Annotated in this window: 22 protein-coding genes; 17 read left to right on the forward strand and 5 right to left on the reverse strand. The window is 34.3% G+C overall.

What is annotated here, in order from left to right:
• Positions 1-93 precede the first annotated feature (93 nt).
• The gene (locus tag R2Q59_RS10145) at positions 94-1,392 is read right to left on the reverse strand and encodes a DEAD/DEAH box helicase (RefSeq protein WP_316785423.1); all 1,299 of its coding nucleotides are present in this window, start codon (positions 1,390-1,392) and stop codon (positions 94-96) included.
• Between the two features lie 149 nt (positions 1,393-1,541).
• Between R2Q59_RS10145 and R2Q59_RS10150 the strand changes: the two genes are divergently transcribed.
• The 12 genes from R2Q59_RS10150 to truA all read left to right on the forward strand — a co-directional run bounded on the left by R2Q59_RS10150 (position 1,542) and on the right by truA (position 14,369).
• The gene (locus R2Q59_RS10150; RefSeq protein WP_316785424.1) at positions 1,542-1,949 is read left to right on the forward strand and encodes a hypothetical protein; all 408 of its coding nucleotides are present in this window, start codon (positions 1,542-1,544) and stop codon (positions 1,947-1,949) included.
• A gap of 3 nt (positions 1,950-1,952) precedes the next feature.
• Entirely contained in the window at positions 1,953-2,504 is a 552-nt protein-coding gene (locus R2Q59_RS10155; protein ID WP_316768460.1) for a sigma-70 family RNA polymerase sigma factor, read from the forward strand.
• Positions 2,505-2,588: 84 nt separating this feature from the next.
• Positions 2,589-4,016, forward strand: coding sequence for a hypothetical protein (locus R2Q59_RS10160; RefSeq protein WP_316785425.1), 1,428 nt, complete (start codon positions 2,589-2,591; stop codon positions 4,014-4,016).
• Between the two features lie 5 nt (positions 4,017-4,021).
• Positions 4,022-4,450 (forward strand): hypothetical protein, encoded by a 429-nt coding sequence (locus R2Q59_RS10165; protein ID WP_316768464.1) that lies wholly within the window; start codon positions 4,022-4,024, stop codon positions 4,448-4,450.
• A gap of 80 nt (positions 4,451-4,530) precedes the next feature.
• The gene (locus tag R2Q59_RS10170) at positions 4,531-6,954 is read left to right on the forward strand and encodes a prolyl oligopeptidase family serine peptidase (protein WP_316785426.1); all 2,424 of its coding nucleotides are present in this window, start codon (positions 4,531-4,533) and stop codon (positions 6,952-6,954) included.
• Positions 6,955-7,454: 500 nt separating this feature from the next.
• Positions 7,455-8,294, forward strand: a complete 840-nt coding sequence (locus R2Q59_RS10175) for a ThuA domain-containing protein (RefSeq protein WP_316785427.1) — start codon at positions 7,455-7,457, stop codon at positions 8,292-8,294.
• Positions 8,295-8,334: 40 nt separating this feature from the next.
• The gene (locus R2Q59_RS10180; RefSeq protein WP_316785428.1) at positions 8,335-8,823 is read left to right on the forward strand and encodes a DinB family protein; all 489 of its coding nucleotides are present in this window, start codon (positions 8,335-8,337) and stop codon (positions 8,821-8,823) included.
• A complete protein-coding gene (locus R2Q59_RS10185; RefSeq protein ID WP_316785429.1) occupies positions 8,823-9,470 on the forward strand; it encodes a hypothetical protein in 648 nt (215 codons plus the stop codon). Before R2Q59_RS10180 ends, R2Q59_RS10185 begins: the two co-directional genes overlap by 1 nt.
• Before the next feature lie 144 nt (positions 9,471-9,614).
• Positions 9,615-11,774, forward strand: a complete 2,160-nt coding sequence (locus R2Q59_RS10190) for a hypothetical protein (RefSeq protein WP_316785430.1) — start codon at positions 9,615-9,617, stop codon at positions 11,772-11,774.
• Between the two features lie 3 nt (positions 11,775-11,777).
• On the forward strand, positions 11,778-12,515 hold the full coding sequence (locus R2Q59_RS10195; protein ID WP_316785431.1) for an Imm49 family immunity protein: 738 nt from the start codon (positions 11,778-11,780) through the stop codon (positions 12,513-12,515).
• A 234-nt stretch (positions 12,516-12,749) separates the two neighbouring features.
• Complete coding sequence (locus R2Q59_RS10200) at positions 12,750-13,418, forward strand: hypothetical protein (RefSeq protein ID WP_316785433.1); 669 nt, start codon at positions 12,750-12,752, stop codon at positions 13,416-13,418.
• Positions 13,419-13,571: 153 nt separating this feature from the next.
• Entirely contained in the window at positions 13,572-14,369 is a 798-nt protein-coding gene (truA, locus tag R2Q59_RS10205; RefSeq protein ID WP_316785434.1) for a tRNA pseudouridine(38-40) synthase TruA, read from the forward strand.
• 77 nt (positions 14,370-14,446) lie between these two features.
• Here truA and R2Q59_RS10210 read toward each other — a convergent pair whose 3' ends face one another.
• Entirely contained in the window at positions 14,447-15,661 is a 1,215-nt protein-coding gene (locus R2Q59_RS10210) for an ABC transporter permease (RefSeq protein ID WP_316785435.1), read from the reverse strand.
• A gap of 80 nt (positions 15,662-15,741) precedes the next feature.
• Here R2Q59_RS10210 and R2Q59_RS10215 point away from each other — a divergent pair, with 80 nt between their 5' ends.
• The 3 genes from R2Q59_RS10215 (at position 15,742) to R2Q59_RS10225 (ending at position 17,703) form a co-directional block, all read left to right on the forward strand.
• Positions 15,742-17,019: a DUF1343 domain-containing protein gene (locus tag R2Q59_RS10215; RefSeq protein WP_316785437.1), complete on the forward strand. Its 1,278-nt coding sequence runs from the start codon at positions 15,742-15,744 to the stop codon at positions 17,017-17,019.
• Positions 17,020-17,116: 97 nt separating this feature from the next.
• Entirely contained in the window at positions 17,117-17,332 is a 216-nt protein-coding gene (locus R2Q59_RS10220) for a hypothetical protein (protein ID WP_316768483.1), read from the forward strand.
• Positions 17,333-17,346: 14 nt separating this feature from the next.
• Positions 17,347-17,703: a hypothetical protein gene (locus R2Q59_RS10225; RefSeq protein ID WP_316768484.1), complete on the forward strand. Its 357-nt coding sequence runs from the start codon at positions 17,347-17,349 to the stop codon at positions 17,701-17,703.
• On the opposite strand, the gene R2Q59_RS10230 is transcribed toward R2Q59_RS10225, so the two are convergent.
• On the reverse strand, positions 17,704-18,759 hold the full coding sequence (locus R2Q59_RS10230; protein ID WP_316785438.1) for a DNA topoisomerase IB: 1,056 nt from the start codon (positions 18,757-18,759) through the stop codon (positions 17,704-17,706).
• 116 nt (positions 18,760-18,875) lie between these two features.
• Here R2Q59_RS10230 and fmt point away from each other — a divergent pair, with 116 nt between their 5' ends.
• The gene (fmt, locus tag R2Q59_RS10235) at positions 18,876-19,784 is read left to right on the forward strand and encodes a methionyl-tRNA formyltransferase (protein ID WP_316785473.1); all 909 of its coding nucleotides are present in this window, start codon (positions 18,876-18,878) and stop codon (positions 19,782-19,784) included.
• 406 nt (positions 19,785-20,190) lie between these two features.
• Here fmt and R2Q59_RS10240 read toward each other — a convergent pair whose 3' ends face one another.
• Both R2Q59_RS10240 and R2Q59_RS10245 read right to left on the reverse strand, forming a co-directional pair.
• On the reverse strand, positions 20,191-21,030 hold the full coding sequence (locus R2Q59_RS10240) for an aminotransferase class IV (protein ID WP_316785439.1): 840 nt from the start codon (positions 21,028-21,030) through the stop codon (positions 20,191-20,193).
• Between the two features lie 4 nt (positions 21,031-21,034).
• Positions 21,035-22,063, reverse strand: coding sequence for an RluA family pseudouridine synthase (locus R2Q59_RS10245; RefSeq protein ID WP_316785440.1), 1,029 nt, complete (start codon positions 22,061-22,063; stop codon positions 21,035-21,037).
• Positions 22,064-22,262: 199 nt separating this feature from the next.
• On the opposite strand from R2Q59_RS10245, the gene R2Q59_RS10250 reads away from it, so the two are divergent.
• On the forward strand, positions 22,263-23,285 hold the full coding sequence (locus R2Q59_RS10250) for a DUF6588 family protein (RefSeq protein ID WP_316768491.1): 1,023 nt from the start codon (positions 22,263-22,265) through the stop codon (positions 23,283-23,285).
• The last annotated feature ends 47 nt before the right edge of the window (positions 23,286-23,332 follow it).

Raw genomic sequence — 23,332 nt, forward strand, 5'->3', positions numbered from 1 at the left:
GAACTTGTACCGATTTTACATTGGTAGCTTGCGAAGCATCTCAAGATTAACCTTACTAAGAGATTCTTCGTTCCTCAGAATGACAAACAAACATTACCCGTGTTTCTTTTTCTTATTCATTATCGCCTTTTGGCCAATACCAAAATTTGAAGTTTTAGAGTTACTCTCCTTCTTTTTATGAAACGCCGCATCACGATGATTTTCTTCATCCTCTTGCTCTGCTAATATTTTATTCTTTTGAGCTTTTGCTTTAGTTACTTCTTCTACCAACAAATCTTCAGGCAAATCTGCCACTTCAATTTTCTGACCAATCGCTTGTTCAATTTTACGAACTTGTGGCAACTCTAAATCGGTGGTAAAAGTAATAGCAACAACTTCTTCATCGCCCTGCTTAATTACCCTATTTAAGTAAGTTTCCTTTTGTACAGGTAATTCAAAATGGAAAATAAATGGGATGCCTTCCAAATCCATTTGCTGTAAGCCTTCATTTGCTACAATTAAAACACGAGCTTCACTTATAGCTTTAAAGTCTTCAATATCATCAAAACCCGCCTCGTCAAAAAATAAAGGTTTGTAAACAAAAATATCATCGGCCTTGCCATCAAATAAATCTTTTGATAAAGTTTGAGCTGTTAAACGGGTATTTACAAAAACCACTACTTTATCAAATACTTCAGCATCTTTTAAAAGCAGATTAAGCAAATTTAACTTCGTTCTAAAATTAGGAACGTGATATAAAAGCTGTGTATACGTTTCTGTTTCGTTCTCCTCTAATTCATCAACTTCTATAGTGGTAGGCAATTTCATAAAGTTCTCAATCATTAAATCGAGCCTGTCATGCATTACATCAGTAAAAATTAAATGTTGACATTTCTGTATGCTGTTTGCCAATTCATTAATAGGTAATTGCATTCCTAACTTCACCATTTCTGCAGCATCATCTACCACAAACATTTGAATTTTATTAGTGTTTAATCCTAATTTCAAATAAACAGCCCTAGCTCTAGAAGGTACGGCAACCACAATATCAACGCCATCCGTCAACTCATTAATTTGAGTTTCCATTGCTCCATCGGCATGTATTCCTACAATACGAATAGTCTGATTTCTATTTAAAAGCTGAAATTGCTCCATCACTTCTAGCACTCTTTCTTTAGTTGGCACTAAAATTAAAGCTCTTGGCGCTTCTTCAAAACCATATTTTAAACGCATTAAAACCCCTAAAATATAAGTAGTAGTTTTTCCACATCCCTCGGGACCAATTGCTATAATATCTTGACCACCTAAAATACGTGACATTGTTCTAGCCTGAATTTCTTTTGGACTGAGGTATCCTGCAGCTGTCATTGCCGATACTAATGGTTTGCTTAATTTTAATTGTTCTAAAGACACTTTTTGTTCTGTAAATTGATAATGAGGCAAAATTACGGAAAATAAAAGGGAGTATGGTAAATCGACAATTTTATTAAATTGATTTATTTTTTAAATGCTTGTAGCGTTTAATAAGTGATGTTCGTATTGGCTATAAAACAAATTAAATTATGAAGAAACTGATTTACTTATTGGCATTAATCATCACATTTTCGGCTTGTAAAAAGGAAAGCACTTCTAATCATTTTAAGGGTAATTATACTGGTACTTTTAGAACTTCATTAGGTACAAACAAGGTTATAACTGATACTGAGATTACTTTTTCTGATAACCTATTTAAAGTTAATAAAGGAGCTAAATTAGCCAGTGGAACATTTAAAATTAACAACTCCAAAACAGTAACTTTTGAAGACAAAAATATTTGGACTGCCGACTTTGACTGGAATTTAATTCTTAATGGAAACTTTGAATATCAAATTAAAGGAGATAGCTTAATTTTATCAAGAAACCTAAATACAAACCCTGCATCAAGCTATCTTTATCCTTATTATGAATATAGGTTAAAGCGCAACAATTAATAAATGCTTAACACGCAAATACCAGACAACGAACTAATAAACCGTTGTAAAAATGGCGACATACATTACCAAGAATTGCTTTACAAGCGTTTCTATGGCTATGCTTTGGGTGTTTGTTTAAGATATTTATTTAATAAAGAAGATGCTCTTGAAGCTGTTAATGACTCGTTTATTAAAGTATTTAAAGCCATAAATACTATACAAGAAGACAAAAATTTCAAGCCGTGGTTCAGAAAGGTTTTAGTAAATACAGCTTTAGATTACAAGAGGAAAAACATGCGTTTCAGTCAAGCCATAGAAATGGTAGACACAGAACCGCAAACCACCTACTCATCTGCTTTAGAAAACCTTTCTGCAAAAGATATTTTAAACTTGATGAAGAATTTAAATGAGACGCAAAGTTTGGTTTTTAACTTATATGAAATAGATGGTTATTCTCATAAGGAGATTGGGAAGATGTTGAATATGCCAGAAAGCTCATCGAGAACCTACTTAACAAGGGCTAAACAAACACTGCAAAATTTATTGATTACGCATTCAATATATAAAAGATGAAACCATCATGAGCAAACAGGCAAAAACAGAAATGACTATTGCTCATGATAGCTTCATCACCGTTAAAAATAAATTATATGAAAGATGAAAGATATAGATGAAGAATTAGTATCGCAGATTAAAACTGTTTTCGAGAACTTTGATGATGAACAAAGCGAAAATGGTTGGGCGAAACTACGAGAAAAATTTCCTGAAAAACCAACCAAAAAACTACCAATTTGGTGGGTTAGTATGGCCGCTGCTGCTATTTTAGTTGCACTAGGCTTTCTTTTAACTTTAAACAAGACTACTGAGAGCAACAATACTCATCAAATTGTTAAACAGCAGCCAATCATCAAACCGAAAATAGACAGCATTATTAATCAAGAAATAGTTAGTAAAAAAGACGAAGAATTAAAATCTGCAAAAAACTCTTTTAATACAAAAAAGAATGGGCAACAAAGGGATAACTCAATAATTGAAAAACCAATTATTGCAGATGTAAAAAAAGAAACTGTTATCGCCAAAGTAAAACAACCGATCAAAAAAGAAGCCATCACAAATCCGAAAGTATCAGATATAAAAAAAGAAACTGTAACTGCTAATGTACAGCAACCTATTAAAAATGGAAACACTATTAATCCGAAGGTAGGAGTTGTACAAGACCCTATTAGTCAAAATACTGTTGTGGCAAACAAAGTTGATACAGCCCAAAACATTAACAACCAAAATCAAGTTATTGCGAACAATAATGGAGCAGTGGTTAAAGACCCAATAATCGTTAAAAAAACAACCGACCAATTCTTAATCGACCAAAGTAAAATTTTGGCTCAAAAACCTAAGGAAGAGCGAAAAACAAAAGAAACCAAAAGTTCTATCGAAGTTTTTAGCGGTACTTTTTTAAATTATTATGCAGATAATACGGCTAAATTAAATGCAGGTTTTGGTGTAAATGCCAATGTTAAATTAACTAAAAGCCTGTTTGTTAGTTTTGGTGCTGGTGTTAGCCAAAATAAAATAGAATATCAGAAAAGTATACCTACCGAAGTTTCTCGCTCTATGTCTTATTCTGCTTTTGATGCGGCAAGCTCAGCACCAAATAATAACCAAGGCACTGCAAACAGTACAAGCATTTCAGACATCAGCATAAATGCTCAATTGTTAAACTTTGATATACCTGTAAGTCTTAAATATTATCCAACCAAAAAGCAAAACTTTTACATAGCAACAGGAATTAATTCTAACACTTACCTTTCTCAAAAATATACCTATGGTTATAATTTAAGCAATAAAAATGCCTTAGGTATAACACAAACAGCAAAACAAGAAGAAACCGAAAAAAGCAAAGTTAATGGCTTCGATTTTGCGACAAGTGCCATTTTCGCCATTGGCATTAACCAAAACATCGGAAATAACAGCCTTACTTTCGAACCCTATTTTAAGCCTGCCATTGGTAACATGGGAGAGAAAAATCTTAGGATAAATACTGTTGGCTTAAACTTGAAATTCAACTTTACATCCACCAAAAAATAAACGTCATGAAATCAATCAAGACTTACTTAGCTATAATATTAGCAATTCTTACATTTGCGAGTTGTAAAAAACAAACCTATTTAGATTTATCAGGCACATATATTATAAAGTCAGGAGAAAGTTCATCTATTCCGAAAGATAGAAATCTAATAACTGTAACTGCTTCAGATTTTGCAGATAGTCGCTGTCCAATTAATGCAGATTGTGTTTGGCAAGGAGTTGGAACCTTGAAAATTAAATTCAACGATGATCATAAAGAACAAAATATAGAATTATGTATTGGAGCTTGCGAAATAGTGTCAAAATCTAAAAGTCAGGATATTACTTTAAACAATATAAATTACACCATAGAATTAACCGAATTATCCCCTTATCCAGGCACTGGAACATCAAGTTCAATAAAACAAGCTACAATAATTCTCAAAAGGAAATAGCGTATCAAATTTTTGATACAAAAGCTTGATTCCTTCAATATTTTGTAAGTTTAACCTATCGGGAAATTTAAACTTACAAAATGAAGAAAATTATCTTAAACCTCTTTTTAATTGCACTTGCTGGTACAACTTATGCTCAAGATGCAATTAGCTACCAAACGCCTCCAAAGGCAATAGCAGACTTATTATTAGCAAAACCAACTCCAGGTGTTAGCATAGATAGCAAGGCAGAATGGATGTTATTTAGTGAACGAAATTCTTATCCCTCGGTTGAGGAATTGGCAATGCCCGAATACCGTATCGCTGGTATGCGTATCAATCCGAATAACTATTCAGCAAGTCGCCAAACTTTCATCAACAACTTCAGTTTAAAAAACATTAAAAGTGGCAAAACATTAGCTGTAACAGGTTTACCAATGCCTCTATATGCAGGTGCGGTTAGCTGGAGCCCAAGTGAAACTAAAATTGCTTTTACCAACACCACACCAACTAAAGTTGATTTATACATCATCGATGTGGCAACTGGAAAAGCAACAAAGGTTAACAAGCAACCTATCAATGCAATCATGGGTGGTGGCGCAACTTGGGTTGATGATAACACCTTGCTTTATAGAACAATTACCAAAGCGGCAACCTTAGCTCCTGCCCGTCCACTAGCTCCAAAAGGACCAACCATTCAGCAAAACTTAGGTAAGGCTGCACCAAGTGCAACATTACAAGATTTAATTAAAACTCCTTACGATGAACAATTATTCGAGTTTTTTGCAACTTCTCAGCTCGTTCAAAATAAAGCTGGTATAGAAACTCCGATTGGCAAACCTGCTATTTACAGTGGCATTACGCTATCTCCAGATAAAAATTACATGATGGTTCGCACCATTAAAAAACCTTTCTCTTATTTAGTTTCAGCAGGCGGTTTCCCATCAGTTTTAAACATTACAGATAGAACAGGAAAAGTGGTTAAAATGCTTGCAGATTTACCATCTACAGAAGAAAGACCTTCTGGTTATGACAACGTACAAAACGTACCTAGAGGTTTCGATTGGAGAGATGATGAACCTGCAACCGTAACTTGGACAGTCGCCTTGGATAGCGGATTAATCAAGAAAAATGTTGAATACCATGATGCCGTAATGCAATTGGCTGCTCCTTTTACTAGTGCTCCAAAAGAACTTTTAAAAACTAAAATGCGTTTCGGCGGTATAAGCTGGGGAAATGCTACTTTAGCCTTGGTTAGAGAAAACTCAAGAACTAAACAAACTTCTAAACTAAGTCGTTTTAACCCAACAACGGGCGCTTTAGAAACGTTGTACGAGCTAAGTACAAATGACGCTTATAACAATCCAGGTTTTCCTGTAACAGAGAAAAATAAATACGGCCGACAAGTAATTTTAACTACCGATGGTGGCACCAAATTATTGTTGAATAATACTACAGGTGCATCTGCCAAAGGCGATTTACCTTTCTTGGCAAAATTTGACTTAACAACTAAAAAATCAGAGATTTTATGGAGAGCACAGCCTGGGACTTTTGAAATGATAACTGACGTTTTAGACCCTCAAAAACTGGTTTTATTAACTCGTAGAGAAAGTCAAAAAGATGCGCCAAACTATTTCATTAAAAATTTAATGTTACGCATAGCGGATGTTCAAATCACTAATTTCACCAATCCTTATGCGCAATTAGCTGGTGTTAAAAAAGAGAAAATCTCTTATAAACGTGCCGATGGAATCGATTTAACAGGCGATTTATACTTACCAGCTGGTTATAACAAAGAGAAAGATGGTCCACTGCCAGTTTTAATATGGGCTTACCCTCGCGAGTTTAACTCTGCTGCAGATGCTGCTCAAATTAGAGGTTCACAAGATAAGTTTACTACCATCAGTTCTGGCGGTCCGTTGTTTTTTGTTACTCAAGGTTATGCCGTTTTAGACAATGCAGAAATGCCAATTGTAGCTAAAGATGGCAAAAAACCTAACGATACTTTTGTAGAGCAATTAAAGTTAAATGCCGAAGCTGCAATTAACAAACTAAGCGATATGGGCATTGGAGACAGAAATAGAATGGCAGTTGGCGGTCACAGTTATGGAGCATTCATGACAGCAAATTTACTGGCTCACACCAATTTATTTAAAGCTGGTATTGCCCGTAGTGGTGCTTATAACAGAACTTTAACTCCTTTTGGTTTCCAAAACGAAGATAGAACTTATTGGCAAGCACCAGAGTTGTATTACCAAATGAGCCCATTTAGTTATGCAAACAACATCAAAACGCCAATCCTTTTAATCCATGGCGAAATGGATGATAATCAAGGTACTTTCCCTATCAACAGCGAGCGTTTGTTTAATGCCATTAAAGGTCATGGTGGCACAACCCGTTTTGTGTACTTACCTTACGAAGCGCATGGTTACAGAGCCAAAGAAAACATTTTACACATGCTTTGGGAAATGAATACTTGGTTAAATACTTATGTTAAAAACGCTAAACCAACAGTAGCCAAGTAGATTTGAGATATGAGTATTGAGATGTAAGACATCACGCTTTAAACATCCGATGAGTTTCATAATTCATCGGATGTTTTTTTTATAGCTTGTCATTCGATGAGTATAAAGCAACCTGCAAATCTCATCGGACGACTAAAGTTGATTTACGTGTTAACTCTTTGAAAAGCAATTGCAGTAATACTTCGGTAAGTCCAGTCCTGCTTTGCACTTCAAGTCCTTGCTTCGCTGCGGGCTTTACGTTGCAATCAGGTTTATTTTACGCAGGCTCTTGCTACTATGAGAGGTTGCAATGCGCCAAGAACCACCAACTTCAATAGCTAAACCTGACAGTAGCGAAAATCCTTTTTACCACTCCCCTTTAGGGGGTTTAGGGGAAAAAGATTGAAGCAAATGGCAGGACTGTAATTACCATATAACACCAACCATCATTTTCAAAAATCTTATACATCTGTTATCGCTTTGTATTACCTTTACTTCAACACTCCAACTAAACCATCTCGATGAACCTAAAAACTTTAACCAAAGCTTTAATACTGTTTATTATATGTTTTATTACAAGTAATTCAGCATTTGCTCAAAAGCCAAAGTTTAAGGTAATTGCTTTTTATACAGGCAAAAACGACCAAGCCCACGTAAGTTTTGTGCATGAGGCAAACAAAAAATTTCCGGAGTTAGCGAAAAAATACAGTTTCAGTTACGACTCTACAGCTAATTGGGATAATCTTAATGCAACCTACCTATCAAAATATGAGGTTGTTTTGTTCTTAGATACTCGTCCGGAGAAACCAGAACAACGTGCCGCCTTTGAAACATACATGAAAAATGGTGGCGCTTGGATGGGTTTTCACTTTTCGGCATTTGCCTTAACGCCATCAGCTTTTAAACAAGATTGGGATTGGTACCATAACGAGTTTTTAGGATCTGGGCAATATGGTAGCAATACTTGGCGACCGACATCTGCAGTTTTAAGAGTAAATAAAAACCATCCCGCTACTAAAAAACTACCTGAAACTTTCAAGGCACAACCTAATGAGTGGTATAGATGGGAAAAAGACTTGCGCAAAAATCCAGATATAGATATCTTAATGTCTATCGACTCTACAAGTTTCCCTCTAGGCACTGGACCAAAAGCTCACGAGATTTGGCAAAGCGGCTATTATCCTGTAGTTTGGAGCAATAAAAAATACAAAATGATTTATGTAAACATGGGCCATAACGATATGGATTACGAACATAAATACAATAAATTCACTACTTCCCTATCTCAAACATTCGACAACGAAATACAAACCAAAATGATGATTGATGGATTGTTGTGGCTAGGTAAAAGAAGGAAATAGAGAATAGGGAATTGGAAATAGACAAGGTTACAAGCAAACAATGAATAACGAATATATGGAACAAGCAATCAGAGTAATCAAAGCATCAAGAACTAAATTATTAAGCCTAGTAGATGAGCTAACGACAGAAGAATTAAACTATATCCCAGCTGGATTTAACAACAACCTAGCTTGGCAAATCGGGCATTTAGTGGTTAGTCAGCAGATATTATGCTATAAACTAGCAGGTCAAAAATTTGTTATCGAAGATGAATTAATCGACTTATATAAAAATGGCTCTAAACCAGAAAGAGCATTCAGCGAAGCCGAAATAGTGCAAATGAAAGGTTATTTGTTAAGTACAATTAACCAGTTAGAAATTGACTTAACAAACGGAACTTTCGACAACTATACTCCTTATTCCATTTCAACCTACCCAGGCATAACTTTAACCAATGTAAGTGATGCAGTAACATTTATCGTTTCTCATGACGGCTTGCATTATGGTTGTAGTTTAATAATGAAAAGGCTGGTTAAAAACAAAGCTTAATGAAAAAGGTCTCTTTATTGGTAATGTTATATATCTTATCCAAAGGTGTTTTTGCTCAAAAAACATTTAAGGATAAATATTTTGGCATCAGCATTAATGAGCCTAAAAACTGGATAGTTAAAAATAACAATGCCTTTATAGATAGTTTACTTGGCAATAAATTAAGTGACAGCTTATTATCTAATGCCATTGAAGCTAACAATGGCTCCATTACAATTGCAACATTTCATAAATATGACGAAAAGAAGAGTGGTTTTATACCAGTAATTCAAATTACTGTACTAAATAACCCCTCTGTTTTATTTAATGATTTTGAAGTAGACATGAAAGCAAGTGCAAATTTATACAAATCATTATACCAAGATTTTTCATTTATTACATCACCTCAGCCTGTTGTTATTAATGGAAAGAAATCTATCTATTTCAGCGGAAAATTTATTTTATCTGGAACAAAAACTTTTGAAGTTAATATTGGCGGAAGCAATTTTCAGCAAAATCAACTTTTAAAATATCAAATTCGAACAAAGGTTTATGCAATTCCTTATGGCAACTATTTTTTCCAGTTAAGTTTCACGGATAATTTAGAGGTTAAAGAAGATGAAAAACTGTTTGAAGAGTTGCTCACTTCTATAAAAATTGGGAAATAATAGCCAATATCGACCTATATTAATGTTACAACTCGTATAGAAAACACACCTGTTCGAATAGAAAATAACCCTGTCTGTATAAAATTATTTCTTAATATAACCTCATTAATTACTTTCATTTTGGAAAACAAAAAACTAAACAAAATGAAAAACAACAAACGCTTCTCTATGGCAGGGCTACGCAATGTCAAACCTATTCGAAAAAATTATTTCATAATTTTTTCTCTGATCCTTTTAGGATTGTCCTTTAACTCCTGTAAAAAGGATTTACTTGTACCTAGAATTCCATCAATTAACGATGGTAACCAGAAAATTAAAACCATCTCTTATACTGAATTTTTAAATTCCATTAACCTAAACAATACAGGAAGTTTAAAAACCACCCTATCTAATGCTGCGAAAGGTAATCAAGGAGCTATAATGAACGTCAGTGCTGGCTCAAATGGCTTTAACATTAGTACTGATAGCATAAAAAGGCTTACACTTGGCGACACAATTAGCTATGTGATAAGCTTAAAACCAGAAACACGTCATGCAGTTCAATTCCGCAATTTAACTATTCAGGTTTTAAATGATAAAACAACTGCTTTCTTAACCACATATGTACCTACTCAAGAATGGGTAAAAGATTGGAAAAGCAAAAAACATTTAGGGTTTAAGGGAGAGATTTATGCAAATAAAATTGACTTGTCAGACATCCCTAAAATTAATGGGCTGAACAGTTCAAGCCAAGGTTCAAAAGGAACTACAATGTCTCAAGGAAATGCTACTAGCGAAATATCAATTAACCATAACACAATTAGTCTTGCACCAGGGGAATGTGAAGAATATGATGTCTATGAAACTGTAATGATGCCTTGCAAAAATGGTCATTATAGCCGTTGGGATTGTAATTATCAAGATTTTTATGGCGATTGGAATATAGTTGAAGGTAGAAATGATTGGCCTCCATATGATGCTTTAAGATATGTTGGAACCGCACTTAATTGTGCACCAGGTGTCTCCACTCCCCCTACTAGTGGTGGAGGTGGAAGTACAACTCCAAACCCTCCAGGTGATTATGACCCTTGTGATGGAGAAGTACCTTCTGTTTCCTACACAAAAAGTGGTAGTGGATTGAAGTTAGCTGTTGTACCTCCATCACCTTGTGATGAAGATAATGGGGGATTGTATCCATTGCCTACAAACCCAATTGATGATGGTTTTCATCAAAGGAGTGAGACTGTATTCAATGTTGAATTCGAACGCAATTTCACCTATGGAGAGATTGAAGATTTTTACGTTGCCAATCCTAATGCCATATTAGCAATAATTGATGAAAATGATTATCAAGCACCTGCATCCAATGACTGGATTGCCACATTTAGTGAAAGAATTATATTAGAATATAATTACCTTTGGATGATTCATCAGGACTGGGATGGATTAAAGCTTGTAAAAGAAGCTACTTGGAATGTAATAAAAGATAATTTACATTTTGCATTAGACGTAATTGGGATGGCGCCTGTTGGAGGTGAAGCTGCTGATATTTTAAATGGCGCAATTTATTATCTCGAAGGCGATTATATAAATGCTGCACTAAGTGGTGGTTCGGCCATTCCGGTATATGGTTGGTTTGCTACAGGAGGAAAGTGGGTAAGAACTAGTACAAAAGTACTTACAAAACCTCTTTCCAATGCCGCAGGAAAGCTTGCATATCGAGCATTTAAATCCTCAAATGGCGCAGTAAGGTTCGTAAAAGTAGCCGTTGGAAGTTTTTCTCACGCCATACTGAGTGGACTCAAAGGAATAAAACCAGCGGATAATACTTTAACGAATTTAAGTAAAACACTAATTGACCAGGCTGGTCATAGGGTTGCACCAATATCTCAAACATTAAAAAATAAAGTTGACAATATAATTCAAAATGGTGATCAAAGTGGTGCAATAACTGAAAGTTTATGTGATGATATTTTCGAAACTAATGGTTTCGTGAAGTTTGAGTCTAAAATCGGTAGCAATAATGGCTTTGATGGAGTTTATATTAAAAAAGACGGCGCAGGAAATGTTCAAGAAATCTTCATTAATGAAGCCAAACAAGTAGGCTCTAAAGGCAACATTAAGCTTAATGTAAGAACGCCAAATAAAGGGCCTCAAATGAGTGAAGAATGGATTGGCCAGACAATTAATGAAATGATAGCCAATCCTAATACTAATGTTTTGGGAATGTTATTAAATAACAATAGAAATAAAATAACTAAAACTGTGACAGGAGTTGATAAAGCATCATCTGAAATAGTTATTCTTAAACTCAAATCATATTAAATAATGGATAGAATAGATCATTTAAAAATAGTTTACAATTCTTATTTAAGTTCTGAAAAAGATATAAAAGCAAAAATTTTTTCAGAAGAAAATGGACGTTTTCATTTTATACCCGCTTTTGAAGGATACGCAACTATTTATGCAATCTATTCTATCTATCTTTTAAAAGATTTTGAGATGGCTAAGTGCTATTTTTATAGAGCCAGTAGAGTAGCTGAGTATATGAGTTTGAATTATGATTGGCGAATTATTGAAAGTGGTATTGACAGGTTAAGTTATGCTTTGCTTTCGGATGATACAGAATTAATAAAAAAATACAGTGTGTTGAGTAATAAACAGAATAATCAGTTAAGCATTGGATTTCAAATTGCAAATGCTGTACAGAATATCATTTTGGATAATAAGCAAAAACTTGATGAGAATATAAAGAATTTAGAGCGTTTTGTTAAACTGACCCAATTTAAAAGCTGGGAACCCATTGTCGATATCTTCAAGGGCTTTTTAAATTCAAAAGTTAACCTGATAGAATTAGGTCTTCAAACACTTTTAAACACAGATAAAAAACGAAACAAAAATGTCTTAATTAACAAGTTTTTTTCTCCAGACACTTCGGGCCTTTGTAAATTGGCTTGGCTAAAAGGTTATCAAATAGATTTGAAAAGTAGCTTAGTGCCTATAGAATTAATGCCAATTAAGCCTTTAGCAATTTATGAAGATTACGATTTTTTTAAAGAATTATAATAAGTTAAAATGAGGCTAAAATAAATATTGATATTAGTACTTATATAACTACTAATTACGGTATGCCCATAAAATCTATTAATTTAGCTACTCAAATAGAAAGTTTATTTAAATACTACCCATATGCAGAAAGGGAAAAAGTACGTGATAAAACATATTTATAAACTATGTTTTATTCTACTTCTATTTATTACAAATATAACGTTTGCACAAACAAAACCATTTGAACCAAAAATGGGCTCAATCTTCTTGGTAAAGGAAAATAAGATCATAGATGGCAAAGCCTTTGAAGAAACCTTTAACATTTTTATAAAAGAGTTCATAAAAGGTTTGAAAGATAAAATGGTTACAGAATACAAGTTAGCTAATAAGCCAATAGACACTTTGCAATTAAACGAAATTGCTGCACCAATTAAGGAGCTTTTATTTAAAACAATAAGCGAGCCAGGCAAGAAATCATTTGCCCTTGAATACAAGGCAGATAAAATATTTTATACTCAATTAGATGATGAAAATAAAAGCAATGAACTGTATTATTATGACAAATTAAAAAATATTGTAATCAATAGCTATAACCAAAGTCAATTAGTAGATTATTTTAGACAGGAGCAAATTATTTCAATTAAGGAACATAGAGAGCAAACAAAAATTATACAGGGATACAAATGCTTCAAGGTTATTTATCAATATAAAGAGAATTCAGAAAGCGAAGAAATATTTATGCCTCCTGTTGTTTATACAAGAGAACTTTGGGTAACAGAGCAATTCAAATCTCCATTTCATTTTGCTGTGAAAGCGAATGAAATCCTTTCTAAATACTATCCACTTGAAATTATCGAACGTATAGATAAAATTAGTGGTTTAGAAACAACTTATATTTTAACATCAATTAATTTGAAGTAATTTAACTGGTAGTTATTCATTAATTTTTAAGTAAGCCCATAATCTGCTTTATCCCATAATCTTCGAGAGGTCACGGAAGACTTCTCGAAGATTCTAAATAGATATGAAATGTAGGTTTTTCACCAACAAACTCAGAAATCCTATCTTTGCCAAATGAGATACTTCTTTCACATTGCTTATAACGGACATACTTACAGTGGTTGGCAACGCCAACCAAAAGTAAACAGCGTACAAGAAGTAATTGAAAATAAGCTGAGCAATATTTTCAAAACACCAATTGCCATAAATGGTTGCGGAAGAACTGATTCGGGTGTACACGCCAGTCAGTTCTTTTTCCATGCAGACATTGAGCAAGAATGGGATTTCGATTTGGCATTTAGATTAAATAAAATCCTCCCTCATAACATCGCTATTTTTGATATCATCCCCTTGGAAGGCAAGCCACACGCTAGGTTTGATGCTGTACAACGCAAGTATGACTATTACATCCATACCTACAAAAACCCTTTTCTAAACCAGTTGAGTTCTTATTACGATGTAAGGGATTTGAATTTGGATGAAATGAAAAAAGCCGTTCAGCTCTTACCTCAATATAAAGATTACAGGGCTTTTTGTACCACGCCAGATAAAAATGAACATACCATTTGCAATGTAATGGAAGCTAAATTATTCACTACAGCAAATGGCGACCATATTCGTTTCCACATCGCTTCTAATCGTTTTTTAGGGAAGATGATTAGAATAATTACGGGTAAACTTTTAAAAATAGGTAATGGTAATATGAGTGTTGATGAGTTTGAACACCTATTAATCACCTTAGAAACTCCTGGAATGTTGGAGATTGCGCATCCTACTGGTTTATATCTATCTAAAGTAACTTACCCTTATTTAAATTTACCACTTAGAACAGAGTTCTCAGGCTTACAGCAAAAAGATTGGATTGAAATATAGTATTGAGTAGAGCGTATTGCGTATTGCGATTAGTTAGAAACCAATGAACCAGTGACACTAATGAACCGACAAACCTATTACTTAAACCTAATCGCCTTTAACGGACTTATTCTACTTACCAAAAGCGAAGGGATAATCAATACAATTGTACAGATAATCACAGTTGCAATATTTAGCAATAGCACATCTAAAAAATGTACTTCCATCGGCACATAAGCTAAATAATAATTTGTTTGTTCGAGTTTAAAGAGATGCGTGGTACTTTGAAAGTAAGCAATACCTAATCCCAATATATTGCCCAAAAGCAAACCAATTCCTACTAAATAAATGGCGTTGTAAAGAAATATTTTCATCACACTCGTATCTGAAATACCCATTGATTTTAGTAACCCAATCATCGAAGTGCGTTCTAAAATCATAATTAGCAAAGCAGTAACCATATTAATTACGCCGACAATCATCATCAAAATGAGTAAAACTCTTGTATTTACATCTAAGAGGGAAAGCCAAGTAAAAATTTCTGGTGTACTTTCTTTAACAGACCTCGACCTTAACTTCAACTCTAAATTCGCATAAATACTATCAGCAACAGGTTGTAAACGAGCAAAATTCTTAACCCTAACTTCTATTCCACCCATTTGATTGGGCTCCCAATTGTTCACACTTCTAATGATATTGATATCGCCAATGGCAAAACTCTTGTCGATATTTTCAATACCTACATTGTAAATCCCTACAATTTTAAACTTCCTTTTTTTGGGCGGGTCTTGAACAAAGTGCATTAAAAAACTGTCGCCAATTTTAAGTTTCATTCTCTTTGCCGTATAATCTGAAATTAAAATCGGATTGATAGAGCTATCAATAAAATTGATAATAGTTCCTGCTACTAAATGTTTTTTAATGAAACCCCAATCGTAGGTTTTATCAATTCCTTTAAAATTAATGCCTTCTACTTCGCCATTGGCAGAAATAATTGCAGGCTTGGTGGCAAAAGGATAGAATGATGCCAGGTTTTTGTTGCTTTTTAAATAGGCAAGCGTGGTATCATTCGGTACGAAAGGAGATTTCTCAAAAGAACCATTTAAATCGAAACGATAAATCTGTACATCGCCAATAAAACCTCTTACCTTATCTTGTATTTCTGTTTTAAACCCTTTGATAATCGCAATAGAAAGTATCATCACAGCCAAACTGAGCATTACTCCAGCAATCGCAATGCGAACAATTAACTTGCTAAAAGTACGTTCAGATTTTATGGCTATTCGCCCCGCTATGAAATATTCTATATTCAAAATTTGTAATAAATTGTAACTTAGCAAAAGTGCTAATTCGAAATCGATTTAGCGTATATTCTTTTTAAAAACCTTAAGAAATGAAGAAATTATCTTTTCTATTTACCTTGATTTTTACTGTTGTTGTATTAACTGCTTGCGGACAAAGCCCAAAAACTAAGCTTAACCCTAAAGTACCAAATCCTTACAAAGTTAAGGCCGAAGATATTGATAAGCCAAAAAATAAAGCTTCAAAATTTAGAACTGGGGCAGAACAAACTGAAGTTTACTTACCGTTACTAAAAGGAAAAAGAATCGGGATGGTAGTTAACCCTACTTCAATTATTGGCAAACAAACTTCTGTTGATAGCTTAGTTAAAAGAGGCGTAAAAATTGTGAAAATTTTTGGCCCTGAACATGGTTTTAGAGGTGATGCAAGCGCTGGAGTAAGCGTAGACGATGCAGTTGATGCGAAAACTGGCATTAAAGCAATTTCTTTATATGGCAAACACAATACACCAACAAAGGAAGACCTAGCCGATGTTGACATCATGATTTTCGACATACAGGATGTTGGCGTTCGTTTTTACACTTACATTAACACTTTGCAGCGTGTAATGGAAGCTTGCGCTCGTGATGGCAAAGAGGTTATGATTTTAGACCGTCCAAATCCGAATGGTTTTTATATTGATGGACCTGTTTTAGACCCTAAATATAAATCTGGTATTGGTATACAACCGATCCCTATTGTACACGGTTTAACAGTTGGCGAATATGCGCAAATGTTAAACGGCGAAGGTTGGTTAAAGGATAAATTAAAATGCAAAATCACAGTAATTAAAAATGCTGGTTATACCCACGACATGCCTTATGTATTGCCAGTAAATCCATCACCAAACTTAAATACACCACAATCCATTTTACTTTACCCAACTACTTGTTTGTTCGAGGGCACTTATTTAAATCATGGTCGTGGAACCATGTATCCATTTACCATTGTTGGCGCACCTTACCTCAAAGGAAAATTTGATTTCTCTTTTACTCCAAAAAGCATTAAAGGAATGAGCGAAACACCTTTATTTATGAATGAAGTTTGTTACGGTTTAGATTTAAGAAATTACGATACTGAAAACTTTAGGAAGACTAAAATGTTAAACCTAAGCTGGATATTAGAACTCTACAAAGCTTCGCCTCGCAAAGCTGATTTCTTTAACAATAAATTGAGCGCTGAAGTGGGTACAATTGAGGCTCGTATCGGTGTAGGCGATTTTAGACAGCAAATTATAGATGGAAAATCTGAAAAGGAAATCCGTGCAAGCTGGGAACCAGGATTAAGTAAGTATAAGTTAATGCGTAAAAAATATTTGCTTTATCCATAGTATTTAGCCTTCGTTTGTCATTCTGAGCTTGTCGAAGAACGTTGACGGTAATTCCTATAGTATTAATTGATTAAACATAAACTAATAGGCTACTGTCATGAACAACGAAGCAAAAAAGAAAAACGAAAAAGCATCAAGCAATTTTTTAGAACCGCAGCCAAAAGGTAAGGTAGATAAAGGCGATAAAGCTGTTAAAAAAACAGAAGATAAGGTTTACAAAGAAGATGATGCAATGGCTAAAACTAAAAACCCGGCGCAGCAAAAAGAAAATAGCGAGCAGCCTGTGCATTCTGTAAATGATACCCCAAAATAATAATTTAATCTTATATGACTGAAGAAAACTCAATGTTATCTCAAGAAGAATTGAAGAAAAAGGCGTACTTAGAAGGCCTAAAACTTTCAAAATCTGGTATGGATAGAGAGATCATTTATGCTCGACTAGAAAAACAAGGTATTCCTGAAGAAATAATTGAGAGTGTAATTCAAAATTTATTTATACAGCAAAAAAAAGAAAAAATTGATCATTTAACTCCCTTTTATAATGTCGCACTATTTAGAATAGGAATTGGACTGGCAGCTGCAGCTATATTTTACCTGTTATCACCCAATCAGTTTTATATTCCTATTGGTCTAATTGGAGGAGGAATATTATCTGCGTTTTTAATTAAAAAAGATATGAAATAATCATTTTTTCGAAACTTTTGATTTCACTTGTTTCAAAAACTGCAATAATACCTTTTCATCATTTTGCATAGCTGTTGTACTATCAGGTTTTTCTGTATTTATTTTCTTTAAATATTTATTTAAACCATCTTCTTCGTAAACAGTTAACAACATCGGATAAACGTAAGAACTTTTACAGACCGCTCTTGTGTTACCTAATTTACTAGCCACACAGTCTAAAACCTGTACTACAGCTTTCTTTTTAGGCATCTCTGGAGTAGTAATTGCACATTTTGCCAACTGTCTTAATGCCTCCAAAGTACCGCCCCAAGTTCTAAAATCCTTGGCTGTAAAGTCACCGCCAGTAATTTCCCTGATATAGTTATTAATCATTCCAGAATCTACAGATTTGTGTTCCTTTCCTTTTGTGTAAAACTGAAACAGTTCCTGACCAGGAATATCCTTGCATTTTTTTACCAGATGAGCCAAGGTTTTATCATTCAATTGAACTTCTTGTTTTACGCCTTTTTTGCCGACGAAACTTAAAGTAGATTTACTTCCATTTTCCTTAAAATGATTATCCTTTAAAGTACTTAGCCCGTAACTCCCATAAGTCTTTTTATAGCTTTCATTGCCAATTCTAATCAAGGTTTTCTGCATTACTTGCAGGCAAATAGCTAAAACTTTTCGCTCGTCGAAATCTTTTCTCCTTAAATCTTTGGCAATTTGCTTTCGAGCGTTTGTTAAAGCATTTCCAAATTCCAAGAGCCTAAAATATTTATGATCAGAACGTCTAGCTGTCCAATCTGGATGATAACGGTATTGTTTTCTGCCAGCTGCATCTACCCCAATAGCTTGCAAATAGCCATTTTTCTTTGGCGAAATCCATACATCTGTCCAAGCAGGAGGCAAAACCAACTTTTTAATTCTTTCTAAATCTTTTTCATTCTTTATACGTTCTCCATTTTTATCTACAAAATAAAAATGCCCAGGTTTCCCCCTTCTATAAATACCTGGTTGTGCCGGATGAACATAGACCAAGCTACTAGCATCAATCACTTCGGAAGTTGGAACCATAGATTAAGGGAAAATATGAGTGAAATTTTTAGTTATTTTGTTCTATAAAACAACATATCATGAGACCACCAAGATTTCTTGGTAGCTTCATTACCGCTGACATTAACAATTACAGAATGAAAATAGTTTTTATGGGTACGCCCGATTTCGCAGTAGCTTCTTTAAGTGCCTTACAACAAGCAGGTTTAGATATTGTTGGCGTAGTAACCGCAGCTGATAAACCTGCCGGACGTGGTCAGAAACTGAGTGAAAGTGCTGTAAAAAAATATGCTATAGAAAACGGATTGAAGGTTTTACAACCCTTAAAATTAAAAGACCCAGATTTTATTGAGCAACTTAAGGCTTTAAATGCAGATTTATTTGTGGTAGTAGCTTTTAGAATGTTGCCTGAAATTGTGTGGCAAATGCCCAGTAAAGGAACCATTAATTTACATGGTTCTTTATTGCCTCAATATCGTGGTGCTGCGCCGATTAATCACGTAATTATTAATGGTGAAAAAGAATCTGGAGTTACTACTTTCTTCTTAAAACAAGAAATAGATACTGGTGACATCATTTTTTCTGATGCTGTAGAAATTACAGAAGATGAAACTGCTGGCGATTTACACGATAAATTAATGGCAATTGGTGCTAAATTGATTGTAAAAACAGTTAAGGCGATTGAAGCAGGCGATTATAACGAAGTGCCTCAACCGCAGAGCGATGAGTTAAAATCAGCACCGAAAATATTTAAGGATTTTTGCAAGGTAGATTGGAACCAAAATACTCAAACAGCATACAATCACATCCGTGGATTAAGCCCTTACCCTACTGCTTTTACTGTTTTAAATGAAAAAACATTAAAGATTTTTAAAGCAGAACCTGAATATAAAGAACCTGGTATTTCTGCTGGCGCCTTTTTAACCGATGGAAAAACTTATTTAAAATTCGCCACCAAAGATGGTTTTATTAAGGTAACTGACGTTCAGTTTGAAGGTAAAAAACGCATGCTGATTGATGAGTTCTTGAGGGGAATGAGGTTGTAGTGGTTAATTGTTTGAATTGGTTAATAGGTTAATCGTACACAGTTGCTGAGCACAAAGTTTTTTAATAAGTTTTAGAAAAGCAAATCAAAAGCATTGATTAAAGTTAGTCGGGCTATGCACTACAATCTTTTACCCCTAAATCCCCCAAAGGGGACTTTGTAAAAGGATTTTCGCTACTATCCCGTTTAGTTTACGCAGGTTTTATGCTACTATTTAGGGTTGCATAAGCCAAGAACCAGCAACTTTGTTAAATAAACCTTATTGAAATGGAAAGCTTCCGATTCTTCATCGGAACTTGAAATGGAAAGAAGGACTGAATTCCCCTAAGAATCACTAACATTCATTTTCTAATCCTTAAAAAGTTCGCTTAATATTCAACTTCGTACTTCACGGATTTTCAGACTAATTAAATTAACCCATTTAATTTTGTACTCAAGTCCTTTGCTACTTCGTTAAAATAACGCTTTTTTCCATAGCCCATTACCCATCTAATTCCGCTAGTGGCATTGGTTACAAAAACCTCTTCTGCCTCGTTTAAAATATCTGGATTGATTTGTGCTTCTATTAAAGGTAGATTGTGCATTTTAGCCAGCTTTAAAACAACACTTCGCATTACGCCTGCAACACAACCTTCAGACAAGGCAGGTGTATAAATTTGGTTCTGATATACAACAAAGATATTTGAACTTGTACTTTCGCATAAAAAACCATTTTGGTTTAAAATCATTGCTTCATCTAAACGATGCTGTTTTTGAAAAAGCCCAGCCATTACATACAATAATGCATTGCTAGTTTTAAAGTTAGCGAGCTTGTCTATTTGCTTAGTTAAATCGTCATAAACATCAATAATTAAACCTTTCTGATTAAGTTCATACTGAGGTTGCTCTAGGGGAATGCTTTCTAATAAATAACCAACCTTGTTGCTCTGTGGTGTATACAAACCTTCTCCATCGCGATAAATAGAAAGTCTAAAACGTACATTCCCATTTAATTTATTCTTTTTGAGCAACTCCGCGGTCTTTTGCCTTAAAAAATATTCATCTAACAGCGCATGGCCTTCCATTTTTAAGGCTTTCATTCCAGCTTTTAAACGGTCGGCGTGTTGCTCTGCAAATTGCAATTTCCCATTACACATTCGCATAGATTCGAACAAGCCATCGCCAAATTTAAAACCGCGATTACTAGCTTTAATTACAGCTTGCTCTGAAGCGAAAAATTCATCGTTAAATAAAATGTAGGTAGACATAAATTTATTGAGGCAATGCTGCGTAATTTCTCCATTTTAACAATACAGATTTAAAATCTTCTGGCAATGGTGCCTGAAACTCCATGTATTTTTGTGTAGTTGGATGTATAAAACCTAAAGTTTGTGCGTGTAAAGCTTGGCGAGGCAACATTTCAAAACAATTGCTTACAAACTGTTTGTATTTAGTAAAGGTTGTGCCTTTCAAAATTTTATCGCCACCATAGTTTGCATCACTAAATAATGGGTGACCAATATGTTGCATATGTGCTCTGATTTGATGTGTACGCCCAGTTTCTAATTGGCAGCTAATTAAAGTCACATAACCTAAACGCTCTAAAACACTATAGTTTGTAGCAGACCATTTACCTTTTTCTTCATCATCATACACATCCATGATAATTCTATTTTTTAAGCTACGACCAATAAAACCTTCTACTCTACCGTCCTTTTCTATATCGCCCCAAGCTAGTGCTATGTATTTTCGGGTAATTGTGTGGTCAAAAAACTGCTTAGCCAGTTTGGTCATTGTAATTTCGTTTTTGCTAATTAGCAAAAGTCCTGATGTATCTTTATCAATTCTGTGTACTAAACCTGGTCTACCATCATTACCTGGCAAAGTTGGTAATTGCTCAAAATGATAAGCCAATGCATTTACTAAGGTGCCTGTATAATTGTTAAAACCTGGATGGACAACCATACCAGCTGGTTTGTTTACAACCAATAAATCAGCATCCTCATAAACAATATCTATCGGAATATCTTCCGGGTAAACCTCTGTATCACGTGGTGGATGAGCAAATACAATGGAAATCTCGTCATTAGGTTTAACCTTATAACTTGATTTAACTGTTTTCTTGTTAACCAAAACATTCCCAGCATCTATGGCATTCTGAATTCTATTTCTTGATGCATTCTCTAGGCGGTGCATCAAAAACTTGTCAATACGAAGCAAAGACTGTCCTTTATCTACAACAATATTAAAATGCTCAAATAAATCCTGCTCTTCTTCCTGATCAATATTATTGTTTTCCATGCTGCAAAAATAGGATTAACAATTTGATAATTTTAAAAAAAACCAAATGGCTTAGTTTTTGTTATTGTAAAATCACCAATAATAAAGTACAACCTATGGAAAACTTTACCCAAAATGTTAAAATTGTTCTAAACTTTTTTCCTTATCTGCTAAGAAAAATATATTTTCGTCCCTGATAACCAATCAGATAAACGAAAAAATGAACAAAAAACGCTCTCCACTAAAACATTTAGTTGTTATTAGTGCTTTTTTATTGCCATTAAACTTGATGGCTCAAGATGATTTAGGTGAATTATTTAAATCTTCTCCTCAAGATGCTACTAAATTAGTAGATGCCTACATGAATCCTCTCTTCAAAGGGATGGGCATTGGATTTAACTCTGGCTGGAACAATACAGCTAAAACAAAAAGTTTTTTAAGATTTGATTTAAGGGTAACGGTAACTGCAGCTTTTGTTCCGACTAAAGATCAAACATATAATACAAATTCTTTAGGATTAACATCCATTAGACCAGCATCAGGCTCAAACGGTATTGGCCCAGCAATTATTGGAAATAATGCTGTAGGTTCTAAAATGGAAGTTTATTCAGGAAATACTGTTGTGCAAACATTTAATTTACCACAAGGTACTGGCTTAAAATTTGCACCATCTCCGCAAATTCAATTAACTGTTGGTTTACCTAAAAATATCGATGTATCACTACGTTATATTCCTGGTGTAAAATTAGGAAGTGATTTTGGCAAGATCGACCAATTTGGAGCAGGTGCCAAGATTGAATTACTTCCATTAATTATGGGTAAAAAAGATAAACTTGTCCCGTTTGACTTAGCTGTAGCTTTAGGCTTTACAAATACAACATATACTAAAGAACTTGATGTAAATAATGGAAAGTATGACAATCAAGATTTAGAAATTAAGTTTAAAGGGTTTCAAGCAGAAGCTATTATTTCTAAAAAGATAGCATTCTTTACCCCATTTGCTAGTGTTGGATATCATTCATCAAACTCTAGCTTAAATGCTTACGGCACTTATGAATTTCAAACTGCAGCGGGCTCTGCTACATTCACAGATCCTGTTTCACTTAAAAACGATGACATTAGTGGCTTAAAAGCTGCATTAGGCTTTCAGTTAAACTTAGGTTTCTTTAGATTTTATAGCTCCTATACACAAGCCGAATACGGTTTCCTTAACGCTGGTATTGGTTTCGGCATAGGCAAATAATATTTTAAAACATCATTAAAAAAGCTTCTCTTTGGGGAAGCTTTTTT

It is taken from the genome of Pedobacter frigiditerrae (assembly GCF_032678705.1).
GTDB classification, from domain to species: Bacteria; Bacteroidota; Bacteroidia; order Sphingobacteriales; family Sphingobacteriaceae; genus Pedobacter; species Pedobacter frigiditerrae_A.